Source organism: Rhodococcus sp. GA1 (assembly GCF_024321955.1).
GTDB classification, from domain to species: domain Bacteria; phylum Actinomycetota; class Actinomycetes; order Mycobacteriales; family Mycobacteriaceae; genus Rhodococcus; species Rhodococcus pyridinivorans.
This window is the reverse complement of record NZ_CP097186.1, coordinates 2,296,155-2,310,781: the sequence shown is the minus strand read 5'-3', so window position 1 is coordinate 2,310,781 and position 14,627 is coordinate 2,296,155. Positions and strand designations below refer to the sequence as shown.

General features: G+C 68.8%; 7 protein-coding genes. All 7 read left to right on the top strand.

The window, feature by feature from the left end:
- Positions 1-4: 4 nt before the first annotated feature.
- The 7 genes from zomB to pks13 all read left to right on the top strand — a co-directional run bounded on the left by zomB (position 5) and on the right by pks13 (position 14,621).
- Positions 5-1,951 carry a flagellar motor control protein ZomB gene (gene zomB / locus M3330_RS10770; RefSeq protein WP_282189489.1) on the top strand — a complete coding sequence of 649 codons (1,947 nt, stop codon included), beginning with the start codon at positions 5-7 and terminating at the stop codon, positions 1,949-1,951.
- Between the two features lie 267 nt (positions 1,952-2,218).
- Positions 2,219-3,229: an alpha/beta hydrolase family protein gene (locus tag M3330_RS10765; RefSeq protein WP_039583648.1), complete on the top strand. Its 1,011-nt coding sequence runs from the start codon at positions 2,219-2,221 to the stop codon at positions 3,227-3,229.
- Between the two features lie 258 nt (positions 3,230-3,487).
- Positions 3,488-5,404: an alpha/beta hydrolase-fold protein gene (locus M3330_RS10760; RefSeq protein ID WP_039583649.1), complete on the top strand. Its 1,917-nt coding sequence runs from the start codon at positions 3,488-3,490 to the stop codon at positions 5,402-5,404.
- A 133-nt stretch (positions 5,405-5,537) separates the two neighbouring features.
- Complete coding sequence (locus M3330_RS10755; protein ID WP_033097843.1) at positions 5,538-6,098, top strand: DUF732 domain-containing protein; 561 nt, start codon at positions 5,538-5,540, stop codon at positions 6,096-6,098.
- A 20-nt stretch (positions 6,099-6,118) separates the two neighbouring features.
- Complete coding sequence (locus M3330_RS10750) at positions 6,119-7,078, top strand: cutinase family protein (protein WP_006553445.1); 960 nt, start codon at positions 6,119-6,121, stop codon at positions 7,076-7,078.
- A gap of 683 nt (positions 7,079-7,761) precedes the next feature.
- Entirely contained in the window at positions 7,762-9,651 is a 1,890-nt protein-coding gene (gene fadD32, locus M3330_RS10745; protein ID WP_006553446.1) for a long-chain-fatty-acid--AMP ligase FadD32, read from the top strand.
- Positions 9,652-9,704: 53 nt separating this feature from the next.
- The gene (pks13, locus tag M3330_RS10740; protein ID WP_303627231.1) at positions 9,705-14,621 is read left to right on the top strand and encodes a polyketide synthase Pks13; all 4,917 of its coding nucleotides are present in this window, start codon (positions 9,705-9,707) and stop codon (positions 14,619-14,621) included.
- Positions 14,622-14,627: the final 6 nt, after the last annotated feature.

Genomic DNA, 14,627 nt, shown 5'->3' with positions numbered 1-14,627 from the left:
CGTCGTGCACGGCGTCCACGACACCGAGGCCGGACCGTCCAGTACGGTCGGGCCCGTTCGGCGTGACCGCCTCACCGGCGGTGTGTTCGCCGCGGGTGTGGTCGTCTCCGCGTTCCTGATGTTCTGGGGAGCGTGGGAGCGGCGCTGGATCGCCGACGACGGTCTCATCGTCCTGCGAACCGTGCGCAACCTCCTCGCCGGCAACGGGCCGGTGTTCAACGCGGGGGAGCGCGTGGAGGCCAACACCTCCACCGCGTGGACGTACATCGTCTACGCGGGCGGATGGCTCACCGGCCTCCGCCTCGAATACGTGGTGCTCACGATCGCGCTCGTGTTGTCGACGGGCGCGATCGTCCTCGCCATGCTCGGCGCCGCACGCCTGTACCGGTGGCGACTGCGCGCCACCACGGGCACCGTGCTGCTCCTGCCCGCCGGTGTCCTCGTCTACATCGCGGTGCCCCCGGCCCGCGACTTCGCCACCTCGGGCCTCGAGTCCTGCCTGGTGATCTGCTGGCTCGGCCTGCTGTGGCTGCTCATGGCCCGGTGGGCGACCCCCACGCCGGGAGGGGACGGATCGCTCCCGGGTACCGGGCAGATCCTCGCCACGGCGTTCGTCGCCGGACTCGGCCCGCTCGTGCGACCCGAACTCGCGCTGGTCGCGGTGCTCGCACTCGCGATGCTGTTCCTCGCGCCCGGCCTCGACCTGCGCATCCGGGTCGCGATGGTCGCGGTCGCCGGGATGATCCCGATCGGTTACCAGATCTGGCGCATGGGCTATTACGGACTGCCCTATCCCAACACCGCGGTCGCCAAGGACGCCGGTGGTGCCAAGTGGTCGCAGGGCCTCGAATATCTCGGCAACCTCGTCTCGCCGTACCTGCTGTGGCTGCCGCTGCTGGTCCTCGCGGTCCTCGCCGCGCTCGTCCTCGCGACCAGCCGTGAGGTGGTGGGCCTCACCGCAGCGGCGGCGCGTCCCGATCCGCGCGACGTGCGGGCCACGCTGACCTGGGCGCAGAAGCTGTTGCGCACACCGACCGCCGTCGTCGTGCTGTTCCTCGGCTCCGGTGTGCTGCTCGCGCTGTACTCGCTGCGTGTGGGCGGCGACTTCATGCACGGCCGCGTCCTCCTGCCGCCGCTGTTCTGCCTGCTCCTGCCCGTCGCCGTCGTCCCGCTGCGGATCCCGGACCGGGCGGAGCTCGGCAACAACCGGCCGACGCAGGTCGCGGGTGCGTTGGCCGTGCTGTGGCTGGGCACCGTCGTGTGGACGGCCGCCGCGGCCAACACGACCGGCATGACCGAGGGCGCCGTGGTGGGCCGATCCGGCATCGTCGACGAGCGCGCCTTCTACGCCCTCAACACCGGGCATCTGCATCCCATCCTGGCCGAGGACTATCTCGACTACCCACGTATGCGGGCCATGGTCGAGGCCATCGCGAACACCCCGAACGGCGGGCTGCTGCTGCCGACCCCCTCCTTCGACGCGTGGGACGTCGTGCCGCCACCCGAGCCCATCCCACCGGGCGGTGCCGGGCACACGGTGTTCTTCCTGAACCTGGGCATGACCAGCATGAACACCGGTCTGGACGTGCGGGTCGTCGACCAGATGGGCCTGGCCTACCCGCTCGCCGCGCACACCGAGCGTCTCGAGGACGGCCGGATCGGCCATGACAAGATCCTGTTCCCCGACTGGGTGGTCGCCGATTCGGGCATGGTCGACGTCCATCCGTGGATGCCGGGCTATCTCGACGAGGATTGGGTCGCGATGGCGAAGACCGCGCTGACCTGTCCCGAGACCCGGGAGATGATCGATTCCTCGAGCGCCGAACTCACGTGGGCACTGTTCAAGAGGAACCTGCGCAACGCGTTCGACTACGCCTCGTACCGGATCGAACGGGTGCCGAAGTACGAGATCCAGCGCTGTGACCTGCCGATGCCACCGCCGCGGGGGTGACGGCCGGACACCGAGATCAACTTGGCCCCCTTCGACTGTCTCGATAGGATCACGACGCATCACGGATAGGTAACATTCCGGCAGCGCGTGCTTGACCTATAGGTCAAGAGGTGCCCAAGAGCTGTTGAAACCAGGGTTTGTCAGAGATCACGCGGTCCTTTACAGTTTTGACCGCAGTGTGACTTGGGGCGGCCTTCCGCGGTCGTCATCGCCGGAATCCGGGGGACGCGAACGCGGACGCCGCAGACGAGAAAGAGAGCATTGTTCATGCGTTTTGTCCCGAGGTTGAGGCAGGGCCTTCGACGGCGACTGCTCGGCACCGCCGCCGCAGCTCTGGTCCTCCCCGTGGCTGCCGGCCTCGTCGGAACCACCGCCGCCGTCGCCGCGCCGGCGCAGGGAGCGCCGGTCTCGCACCGCGCGCCTGCAGGGGGCTTCGAAGAGGTCTTCGTCGAGTCCGACATGGGCCCGATCAAGGTTCAGATCCAGTGGGCCGCGCGCGGTGGCGACGCGGCGCTCTACATGCTCGACGGCCTGCGCGCTCGGGACGACGTGAACGCCTGGACGTTCGAGACGAACGCCCTGCAGCAGTTCGCGAACGACAACGTCAGCCTGATCATGCCGGTCGGCGGACAGTCGAGCTTCTACACCGACTGGTACGCGCCGTCCAACCTGAACGGCCAGGACATCACCTACAAGTGGGAGACGTTCCTGACGGAGCAGCTGCCCGACTATCTCGCCACCCGTGGCGTGTCGCGCAACAACAACGGCATTCTCGGCCTGTCGATGGGCGGTTCCGCCGCCCTGACCCTGGCCGCCTACCACCGCGACCAGTTCAAGTTCGCGTCGTCGTTGTCCGGCTACCTGAACCTGTCGGCTCCCGGCATGCGTGAGGCCATCCGCGTGGCGATGCTCGACGCCGGCCGCTTCAACGTCGACTCGATGTGGGGCCCGCCGTGGAGCCCGGCGTGGCTGCGCAACGACCCGTTCGTCTTCGCTCCGAAGCTCGAGGGTCTGTCGCTGTACATCTCGGCCGCCAGCGGTCTGCCCGGTGAGCACGACAACCCGCAGGGCTTCGTCGGCTACTACAACACCGCCAACGGCATGGCGCTCGAGGCGCTGTCCCTCGCCCAGACCCGCGCGTTCCAGCTCAAGCTGGCGACGCTCGGCATCCCGGCTACCTTCGACTTCCCGGCGCGCGGCACGCACGCATGGAAGTACTGGGAGGATCAGCTGTGGAAGGCACGCCCGCAGATCCTCGAGGCGCTGAACGCGTTCTGATCTCCGGTACGCACTGCTAGCAACGACGCCGCCCGCTCACCGATCCGGTGAGTGGGCGGCGTCGTAACTTTCTGCAACAATTTTCTCACCTGTCACAGCGCGGCACCCGCGATTCCGGGCGCCGCCGGTGTAGAAACAACATCCGGGACTCCGGTATCCCGAGTCGGCATACCCAGCCGGGCGCCCTGCCACTGCCGCCGTCGCGGTCCACCCGAAGCCGCACTTCGGCAGGAAATCCGGCAACGCAGAAAGTGAGCGATGCAGATGCGAACTGAGCTCGAGCACGGTGAGCGACGGACGGGGCCGAGCAGGAGAGTGGCTCGCGTCGCGGGTGCGCGGCGCAGAAGATCCCGTGCGCTCGCACTGATCGCCGCAGCTCTCGTCGCGCCCGTCGCCGCAGGTCTGACCACCGTCTCGGTGGCTACCGCCGATCCGCTCATCGCCCAGTCCGGCCCGACGAGCACTTCCGGTGCGACCGTCCGCTCTGTCGACTGGCTCACCGATCGCCGCGTCGCCCTGTGGATCGACTCGCCGTCGATGGGGACGCCGATCCAGGTGCAGCTGCTGCTCGCGCGCGACTGGAACAGCAAGCCCGACGCGAAGTTCCCGTCGGTGTTCATGCTCGACGGCATGCGCGCGCGCGACGACGAGAACGGGTGGACGCTCGAGACCGATGCGGAGGCATTCTTCGCCGACAAGAACGTCAACGTCGTGCTGCCGGTGGGCGGCCAGTCGAGCTTCTACTCCGACTGGATCGATCAGAACAACGGACAGAACTACAAGTGGGAGACCTTCCTGACGAAGGAGCTCCCTCCGCTGCTCGAACGCGACTGGCGTACCACCGACAAGCGTGGCGTCGTCGGCCTGTCGATGGGCGGTACCGCCGCGATGTTCCTACCCGCCCGCAACCCGGGCTTCGCGCAGTTCGCGGCGTCGTTGTCCGGCATCCTCACCACGACCACCCTCGGCATGCCCGAGGCCATCCACTACGCGATGCAGGACGCCGGTGGTTTCGACTCCGAGGCGATGTGGGGTGCGCCCGGCTCCGAGGGCTGGGAGTCGCACGATCCCTACCTGCTCGCCGACAAGCTCGAGGGCGTGAGCCTGTACGTCTCGAGCGGCAGCGGCACCACCGGCCCCCACGACGATCCGTCGGGCATCCCCGGGGTCAGCACCAACTACGCCGGCATGGGCCTCGAGATCCTCTCGCGCCTCACCTCGCAGGCGTTCGCGACGAAGCTCGAGAAGCAGGGCATCCCCGCCCAGATCGTGTACCGGCCGTCGGGCACCCACACGTGGAAGTACTGGGAGTTCGAACTGCACCAGCTGTGGCCGCAGCTCGCCAACACCCTCGGGGTCGAGGTCGACAAGCCCGAGTGCAACCCCACCGGCGCCTTCGGCGATGTGGCGAACGTGAACGGTTGGCTCGGCGACTGCCTCACCGGTGAATACGACGTCGCCGGTGGCAAGGTGCAGGACTTCCGCTTCGGCCGCGTCTTCTCGTCCGACGGCACGACGGTGCCGGTCGCGGGTGCGATCGGCGGCGCCTACCAGGGTGTCGGCGGTCCGGCCGGGCAGCTCGGCTATCCGACCACCGAGGAACGCGTCGCACCCGACGGACGCGGACGGTTCAACCATTTCCGGAACGGCGCGATCTACTGGACGCCCGAGCACGGCGCCCACGCGGTCCGCGGAAAGATCTTCGAGGAATGGAAGAACCAGGGCTGGGAGGGCGGACCGCTCGGCTACCCGATCCTCGACGAGGCGGCGACCCCCGACGGCCGCGGCGCGGTCCAGGGCTTCGAGATCGGCGCCATGTACTGGAGCGAGGACACCGGCGCCCACGGCGTGCAGGGCATGATCCTCGACAAGTACTCCCAGCTCGGCTACGAGACGGGAGTCCTGGGCTACCCGACGGCCAGCGAGCAGCCCGCAGGGGGTGACGGTCGCTTCAACGAGTTTCAGCACGGCAACATCTACTGGAGCCCGCTCACCGGTGCCTGGCCGGTCCGCGGCAAGATCCTCGAGGCGTGGCTCGCCGAGAAGGGTGCCGAAGGACGTCTGGGCCTGCCGATCAGCGACGAGTTCCCGGCCGTGGACGGCAAGGGTGTCCAGCAGAACTTTCAGAACGGCTTCATCACCCTCGACGGCGACGAAGTGAAGCTGCAGCCGTAACCGAACGACAGCAGGGTCGGCCCGTGTAACCGGGGGGAGGAGGGACGCTCCTACCGGCCGCACGGGCCGCTCTGTAGCCTGGGGCGCATCTGACCAAGTTCGACCGACATCCCGGATGTGAGGACCCCACCACATGCCTGCACGGACCCGCTCACGCTCGACCCGAGTCCTCGGCGCCCTCGCTGCGGCACTGACCGCCACGGCCGTTCTCTCCGCGTGCGGAAGCGACGACTCCACCGCGACGAACACGCCGACGACGTCTGCCGCCACGGAAACCTCAGCGTCGACATCGACCTCCGCGGCCGAGACATCCCCCGGCGCAGCCGGGGCCGAGACCACGGGCGAGACCGAGACGAGCGAGGCGTCCCCGGCTCCGTCCTCGCCCGCTGCCGGAGACGACGATGCCGGAGAGGACACGGGCGCGGCACCCGCTCCCACGCCCGGCGCACAGGCCTTCCTCGACGGTCTCCGCGCCGAGGGCGTCGAGCCCAGCGACGAGACCGGCGCGGTGAACATCGCCGACTACATCTGCAGCGCCCAGGCGCAGGGCGGGTCGCCGGAGGAGATCAAGGTGTTCGTGACCGCGCTCGTGGGTAGTGATGCTGCAGCCGGTGGTGTCGAGTTGTCGGAGGATCAGGCCTCCTCGACGGCCGACACGTACATCGCCGTCGCCGGCGAGACGTACTGCAACTAGGGAACGCGGGGACAGCACGAATGGTCAGGACGAAGCAGCGTCGCGGACGCAGGATCGTGGTCGTGGGGGCGCTGCTCGTCCTGGCGATCGTGCTGGTGCTCTGGTACATGCTCGCGGGGCGGCTGGACATCCCGTCGCCGATTCCTACCCCGCCCGGGCCGGAGGAGCCGCAGTCGCAGCCGGCCTCGTGCCCCGACGTGCAGGTCGTCGCGGTGCCGGGCACCTGGGAGTCCGCGGTGGGCGACGATCCGTACGCTCCGGCCGCGAACCCGTACTCGCTCATGCTCAACGTGACGAGGCCGCTGCAGGAGCGTTTCGACGCCCAACGCGCCGATGTCTACACGGTGCCGTACGTCGCGCAGTTCTCGAACCCCATCGCGATCCCGCCGGACGGCCAGCAGTCCTACAACAACAGCCGCAGTGAGGGATTCGCGGCCACCACCGACATCCTCGCGCGACGCTCGGCCGAGTGCCCGCTGACCACCTACGTGCTCACCGGTTTCTCGCAGGGCGCCGTGATCGTGGGCGACGTCGCCGCGCAGATCGGTGCCGGCAACGGCCCGGTCCCCGCCGACCGGGTGCTCGGTGTCGCACTCGTTGCCGACGGTCGCCGCGACGGGGTCTCGGGCACCGACATCGGTGCGCCCGTCGCCGGAGTGGGCGCCGAATTGTCGCTCGACGGCCTGCGGCTGCCGGGGATCACGATGACCGGCGCGCGTCCCGGTGGCTTCGGGGAGCTCGACGACCGCACGATCCAAATCTGCGCGCCCACGGACAGTATCTGTGACGCACCACCGAACGCGCTGAATCCCGCCAACTGGATGTCGGCCGCTCCGCGCCTGCTCGAGTACGTCAACAACCCGATCCACGCGATGTACAACACCTACGTCGTGGACGAGAACGGCACGACCGCGACGCAGTGGATCGCGAACTGGGCGGCGGAGAAGATCGATGCCGCACCGGAACCCGCAGAAGAATGAGGTGCGGCCGTCGCTGCACGCGGGGGAGGTTCGGGTCCGAGTGAACCCTCCCACATATTACTCGCCGGTAGTGTCCGATCTCACCACCCGGTACACTCGAAAGACGGGCTGCCTTTAGACTCATCCCTCGGCTGCGGCCCGGCCGTCCGGGATCGTGGCGCACGACGACTGCCACAGGAGAAGAGGTTCATGGTGCCAGTGACGGCACGGCGAACGGCCGGCCCCCTCCGGGGGCGTAGCGACGGCCCGCGACCGGGAATGATCCTTGTCACGAGCTCTCGCCTCGGTCGGGCGTACGTACCGGGGCGCCGATCCTGGGCAGCAGAGGGCGGCGGGTTGCACCGTCGGTCGGTGTCGGCGTCGAAAAACCCTCGCACACAATCGGATCGTGTGCTCGTCTCGTTCGACGGGCGCGGAATGTGTGTGTGAAGACGACCATGTCGTATCTTTGTGTTTCCCGTGTGCGAGGGGAAGCGTTCTTCCCGGCGACCGCACTTTGCGTGGGTGCGCGTGATGCCGATCTGTAACATATTCGTGATCTGGGGTCGATGGACACGTTCGAGGAACGGACCGCCGGAAGCCGTGGGGGGCGGTATCGGTACGACGATCCGCCGGCGCGGAGGAAAAGTTAGTGGCGCAACCATGTCGAGTGGTTGTGGGATCGCTTCGACAGGGAGAAGGAATTGAGCGTCGGGTTCGAAGAGTTCATCGATGAGAACGGGCGGATCAGGCTGCCTGAAGGGCAGACCCTGCTCGATCACCTCGAGGGGAACTTCGCTTCAAACGGTGACGACCTCGCCTACCGGTACATCGACTACTCGCGGGAACGCGACGGCGAGGTGCACGAGCTGACCTGGGATCAGTTCGGCGTGCGCATCAAGGCCATCGCCGCGCGCCTGCAACAGGTCACCGCTCCCGGCGACCGCGTCGCGATCCTCGCTCCGCAGGGCCTCGACTACGTCGTGTCCTTCTTCGCCGCGATCTACGCCGGCACCATCGCCGTGCCGCTGTTCGATCCCGACGAGCCCGGCCACACCGATCGCCTGCACGCCGTTCTCGGCGACTGCACCCCCAGCGCGATCCTCACCGCCACCTCGTCCGCGGCCGGCGTGCGGCAGTTCTTCCGCCCGCTCCCCGCTGCGCAGCGTCCCCGCGTGATCGCCGTCGACGCCATCCCCGACTCGGTCGCCGAGTCCTGGAACCGGCCGCCCATCGGCACCGACGACATCGCGTACCTGCAGTACACCTCCGGCTCGACCCGCGTTCCCGCCGGCGTCGAGATCACTCACCGCTCGGTGCTCACCAACGTCATCCAGATGGCCGACTCCATCGAGCTCGACGAGTCGTCGCGCGGCGTGACCTGGCTGCCGCTGTTCCACGACATGGGCCTGCTCACGGTGATCCTGCCCGCGGTCGGCGGCAAGTACATCACCATCATGAGCCCGCGTGCCTTCGTGGCCCGGCCGAGCCGCTGGATCCGCGAGCTCGCCGCCGTCTCCGACGGTGCCGGCACCTTCGCCGCCGCCCCGAACTTCGCGTTCGAGCACGCTGCGGCACGCGCGGTCCCCAAGCCGGGCGAAGAACTCGACCTGAGCAACGTCATCGGCCTGATCAACGGCAGCGAGCCGGTCACCACGTCGTCGATGCGCAAGTTCAACGAGGCATTCGGGCCCTACGGTCTGCCCCGCACGGCGATCAAGCCGTCCTACGGCATGGCCGAGGCCACCCTGTTCGTCTCCTCCACCCGTCACAGCGACGAGGCGAAGGTCATCTACGTCGACCGCACCGCACTCAACGCGGGCCGGGTCATGCGCGTCGAGCCCGATGCCGAGAACGCCATCCCGCAGGTCTCCTGCGGTTACGTCGCACGCAGCCAGTGGGCCGCGATCGTCGACGCCGAGACCGGCACCGAGATGCCCGACGAGCAGGTCGGCGAGATCTGGCTGCACGGCGAGAACATGGGCATCGGCTACTGGGGTCGCAAGGAAGAGACCGACAACACCTTCCACAACCGCATCACCAAGCGTCTGGCCGAGGGCAGCCACGCCGAGGGCACCCCGGACGACAGCAAGTGGCTGCGCACCGGCGACTACGGCGTCTACATCGACGGCGAGCTCTACATCACCGGTCGCGTCAAGGACCTCGTGATCGTCGACGGCCGCAACCACTACCCGCAGGACCTCGAGTTCTCGGCGCAGGAGGCCAGCTCCGCGCTGCGTCCCGGCTTCGTCGCGGCGTTCGCGGTGCCGGCCAACCAGCTGCCGCGCGAGGTGTTCGACAACGACGCCTCCGGCCTGCAGTTCGATGCCGACGATTCGTCGGAGCAGCTCGTGATCGTCGCCGAGCGCGCTCCCGGCGCCGGCAAGGCCGATCCGCAGCCGATCGCCGACGCGGTACGTGCCGCGATCTCGTCCCGGCACGGTGTCACCGCCCGCGACGTGCTGCTCGTGCCGGCCGGTTCGATCCCCCGTACGTCCAGCGGAAAGATCGCGCGTCGGGCGTGCAAGACCGCATATGTCGAGGGAACGCTGCGTGGTGGTTACCAGCAGCAGGCCTTCCCGGACAGCGTGTAAGAACGAATGTCCTCTTTCCCGGGTAGCGTGGTGGGTTGATGTCTGACACTGAAATGACGGTTGCGCAGCTGCGCGAATGGCTGCGCAACTGGATCGCCGACGCGACCGGGCAGCCGGTCTCCCAGATCTCGGACGATCGTCCGATGGAGGAGTTCGGGCTGTCCTCCCGGGACGCCGTCGCCATGGCGGGTGAGATCGAGGAACTCCTCGGTGTCACCCTCAACGCGACGATCGCCTACCAGCACCCGACGATCGCGTCGCTCGCGACGCGCATCATCGAAGGTGAGCCCGAGGCACCCGCCGAGGACGACTCCGCCCTGTACACGGTCGGTGCCGCGGCGGGTTCGAAGGACGTCGCCATCGTCGGTCTGTCCACCCGTTTGCCGGGCCACGTCGACACCCCCGAACAGATGTGGGAGCTGCTCGCGTCCGGACGCGACGGCATCTCCGATCTGCCCGAGGGCCGCTGGTCGGAGTTCGAGAACGATCCCGCCGTGTGGGAGTCGATCCGCAACGCCAACACCAGGGGCGGCTACCTCGACGACGTCAAGGGCTTCGACGCCGAGTTCTTCGCGATGTCGCCGCGCGAGGTCGAGATGGTCGACCCGCAACAGCGCCTCGCGCTGGAGCTGACCTGGGAAGCACTCGAGCACGCGCACATCCCGCCGAGCGACCTCAAGGGCGGCTCGGTCGGTGTGTTCATCGGCAGCTCGGCGAGCGACTACATGCTCCTCGCGGTCGGCGATCCGTCCGCAGCGCATCCCTACGCGCTCACGGGCACCTCCACCGCGGTCATCGCGAACCGCGTGTCGTACTTCTACGACTTCCACGGCCCGTCGGTCACGCTCGACACGGCGTGCTCGTCGTCGCTGGTCGCCGTGCACCAGGCCGTACGTGCGCTGCGTAACGGCGAAGCCGACGTCGCCCTCGCCGGTGGCGTCAACATGCTGCTCGCCCCGGCCGGCACCCTCGGCTTCGACGAACTCGGCGTCATGGCACCCGACGGCCGCATCAAGGCGTTCTCCGCCGACGCCGACGGCATGATCCGCGCCGAGGGCGGGGGTCTCGTCGTGCTCAAGCGTCTCGAGGACGCCGAGCGCGACGGCGACGACATCCTCGCGGTGATCGCCGGTTCGGCCGTCAACCAGGACGGCCGCTCCAACGGCCTGGCCGCTCCCAACCCCGAAGCGCAGGTCGACGTGCTGCGCCGCGCCTACCGCGACGCGCAGATCCTGCCGTCCGGTGTCGACTACATCGAGGCGCACGGCACCGGCACGGTGCTCGGCGACCCGATCGAGGCCGACGCGCTCGGCCGCGTCGTCGGTCGTGGCCGCGAGGACGACAAGCCGGTCCTGCTCGGTTCGGCCAAGACCAACTTCGGTCACCTCGAGTCCGCCGCGGGTGCGGCCGGTCTCATCAAGGTCGTTCTCGCGATGCAGAACGATCAGCTGCCCCCGACGCTCAACTACACGGCGCCCAACCCGTACATCCCGTTCGACAGCGCGCACCTGAAGGTCATCCCCGAGGGCGCGAAGTGGCCGCGCTACACCGGTCGCGCCGTCGCCGGTGTGTCCGGCTTCGGTTTCGGTGGCACGAACGCGCACGTCGTCGTGCGCGAGTACACCGGCCCCGAGGGGCTCGAAGCGTCCGAGGCCGAGGTCGAGGTCCTGCCGGAGGAGATCCCCGCCGCGGAGACCACCGAGCAGGCCCGCGAGCTGCCCGTCCTGCTCGCCGTCTCCGCTGCGATGCCGTCGCGTCGCCGCCGTGCCGCCGCCGATCTCGCCGACTGGCTCGAGACCGAGAAGGGCAGCACGACGCCGCTCGCCGACGTCGCCCGCACGCTCGCTCGTCGCAATCACGGCCGGTCCCGCGCGATCGTCGTGGCGAGCAACCACGGTGAGGCGATCGCCGGTCTGCGTGCCGTCGCCGCCGGCAAGCCCGCGCAGGGCGTGTTCACCGCCGACGCTCCCGCCTCCAAGGGCGCGGTGTGGGTGCTCTCCGGCTTCGGTGCCCAGCACCGCAAAATGGCCAAGCAGCTGTACCTGGAGAACCCTGTCTTCGCGGCGGCCGTCGACGAGGTCGACGAGCTGATCTACGACGAGTCGGGCTACTCCATGAAGGAGAAGTTCCTCGACGACGCGCAGGACTACGACGTCGAGACGGCGCAGGTCGGCATCTTCACGATCCAGATCGGTCTCGCCGCGCTGCTGCGCCACCACGGTGCCGAGCCCGCCGCGGTCGTCGGCCACTCGATGGGTGAGGCCGCCGGCGCCTACATCTCGGGCGGACTCTCGCTCGAGGACGCCGTGCGCGTCATCTGCTCGCGTTCGCGTCTGATGGGTGAGGCCGAATCCGGCCTGACCGGCGACGACATCCGCCTCATGGCGCTCGTCGAGTACAGCGCCGCCGAGATCACCGACGTGCTGCCCGACTTCCCGCAGCTCGAGGTCTGCGTCTACGCGGCGCCGACGCACACCGTCATCGGTGGCCCGCAGGAGCAGGTCAACGCGATCGTCACGCGTGCCGAGGCCGAGGAGAAATTCGCCCGGGTCCTGCAGACCAAGGGCGCGAGCCACACCTCGCAGGTCGATCCGATCCTCGGCGAGCTCGCGGCCGAGCTCGCCGGCATCGAACCGCACCGTCTGAAGGTCGACCTGTACTCGTCGGTCGACCAGGAGACCCTCTACCGTGCAGGTCACGACGGCATCCACGACGTGGAGTACTGGACCAAGGGCATGCGCCACAGCGTGTACTTCACGCAGGCGATCCGGCAGGCGCTGTCCGACGGGCACACCACCTTCGTCGAGCTCAACGCCAACCCCGCGACGCTCATGTCGGTCGCGGCGACGGCCTTCGACGCCGGTGTGCAGGACGGCCAGTTCATCCAGACGCTCAAGCGCAAGGAGGACGAGTCCCTCGGTGTGCTGACCGCGCTCGCGCAGTTGTACGTGCACGGGCAGTCCGTCGATCTGAGGACGCTGCTGCCGGAAGGCGACTACGCCGACCTGCCGCGCACCGCCTTCCTGCGCAAGCCGTACTGGGTCGACGCCAGCATCGGCACCTCCGGCAACGGCCGCGCGCCCGGCGCCCGGGTCGCACTGCCCGACGGCCGCTACGTGTGGGAGGTGCAGGCATCCGCCGTCACCGATGCGGCCGAGCTGGTCGTCGCGGCGGCCTCGCAGGTGCTGTCCGATGTCACGCTCACCGCGTCCATCCCGCACACCGACGTTCCCGCGACCGGCACCCTCACCACGACGCTCACCCGGCACCCGGGTGGCGCGTCACTGCAGGTGCACGCGAACACCGGCGACGGTTTCACGCTCGTCCACGAGGGTGTCGTCACCTCCGGTGAGCCGCTGCCCGAGCCCGTCGCGGTGGCCGCGAAGCCGGCCGCGCAGGCCGAGGAGCTTCCCGAGGTCGTCGAGTCGTTCGGCGACCAGTGGGATCCCAACGGATCGCAGAGCCTCGACGACCGCCTGACGCTGATCGTCGCCGAGTCCATGGGTTATGCGCCCGAGGATCTGCCCGCCGAGATCCCGCTCATCGAGCTGGGCCTCGACTCGCTCATGGCGGTCCGCATCAAGAACCGCGTCGAGTACGAGTTCGACATCCCGCAGCTGCAGCTGTCGGCGGTCAAGGACGCGAGCCTGCGCGACGTCGCGAAGTACCTGCGATACGCCGTCGAGAACCGCGAGGAGGTCGCGCAGCTCGCCGAGCAGCAGGCCGCCGAGAAGGCAGCCGAACGCGCCGCCGCTGCGGAGCAGGACGATCTTCCCGAGGTCGAGGACACCACCGCGGTGGGCGAGGCCGAGCAGATTCTCGCCGAAGCCGAAGCCGAAGCCGAAGCACAGACCGCGCCCGAGACGGCCGAGCCCGAGCAGGAGTCGAGCGGTGTCGACGTGCCGCCGCGCGACGCCGCGGAACGGTTGACCTTCGCCTCGTGGGCCGTGGTCACGGGCAAGTCGGCCAAGGGCATCTTCAACCCGTTGCCGAAGCTCGACCGCGATGTCGCCGAGAAGCTCGCGGCACGGCTGACCGAGCGGGCCGAGGGTGAGATCACCGTCGACGACGTGCTCTCCGCCCCGACCGTCGAGCAGCTCGCCGAGACCGTCCGTCAGCATCTCGAATCCGCCGATCGCATCGACGGACTCGTGCGCACCCTGCGGCCCCGCGCCGAGGGATCGGACACCGTGCCGGTCTTCGTCTTCCACCCCGCGGGTGGTTCGACGGTCGCGTACGAGCCGCTGCTGCGCCGCCTGCCCGCGCACACCCCGGTGTTCGGTTTCGAGCGCACCGAGGGCCCGATCGACACCCGCGCACAGGCGTACCTGCCGCTCATCAAGGAGATCCAGGGCGACGGCCCGTACGTGCTGTGCGGCTGGTCGCTCGGCGGTGTCCTGGCCTACGCGGTGGCCCGTCTGCTCCGCGAGGAGGGCAAGGACGTGCGTCTCGTCGGCCTCATCGACACCGTCATGGCCGGTGAGAAGGTCGAGGACACGCCCGACGAGATCCGCAAGCGCTGGCAGCGTTACTCGGCGTTCGCGAAGAAGACCTACGGGGTCGACGCGCCGCTGCCCTACGACCTGCTGGCCGAGGCCGGCAGCGACGAGGAGCAGATCGGCATCCTGATGGGTCTGCTCGAGCTGAGCGGGGCGCAGATCCCCGGCGGCATCATCGAGCACCAGCGCACGTCGTGGCTCGACAACCGCGCCATCCAGACCGCGGATCTGCTGCCCTACGACGGCAAGGTCGTGCTGTACATGGCCGACAAGTATCACGACGACGCGATCGATCTCGAGCCGGCCTTCGGGACCCGGCAGCCCGACGGTGGGTGGGGCGAGGTCGTCGCGGATCTCGAGGTCGTGCACGTCGGCGGCGATCACCTGCAGATCGTCGACGAGCCGTACATCTCGAAGGTGGGGGAAGACCTGACCCGCAAGCTGGCCGACATCGAGGCCTCGAGGAGCTGAACGAAG

What these genes read in the sequence shown, in the direction of transcription:
- M3330_RS10765 (WP_039583648.1), top strand. Translation starts at nt 2,219, where the DNA reads ATGCGTTTTGTCCCGAGGTTGAGGCAGGGCCTTCGACGGCGACTGCTC.
- M3330_RS10750 (WP_006553445.1), top strand. Translation starts at nt 6,119, where the DNA reads ATGGTCAGGACGAAGCAGCGTCGCGGACGCAGGATCGTGGTCGTGGGG.
- pks13 (WP_303627231.1), top strand. Translation starts at nt 9,705, where the DNA reads ATGACGGTTGCGCAGCTGCGCGAATGGCTGCGCAACTGGATCGCCGAC.
- M3330_RS10760 (WP_039583649.1), top strand. Translation starts at nt 3,488, where the DNA reads ATGCAGATGCGAACTGAGCTCGAGCACGGTGAGCGACGGACGGGGCCG.
- M3330_RS10755 (WP_033097843.1), top strand. Translation starts at nt 5,538, where the DNA reads ATGCCTGCACGGACCCGCTCACGCTCGACCCGAGTCCTCGGCGCCCTC.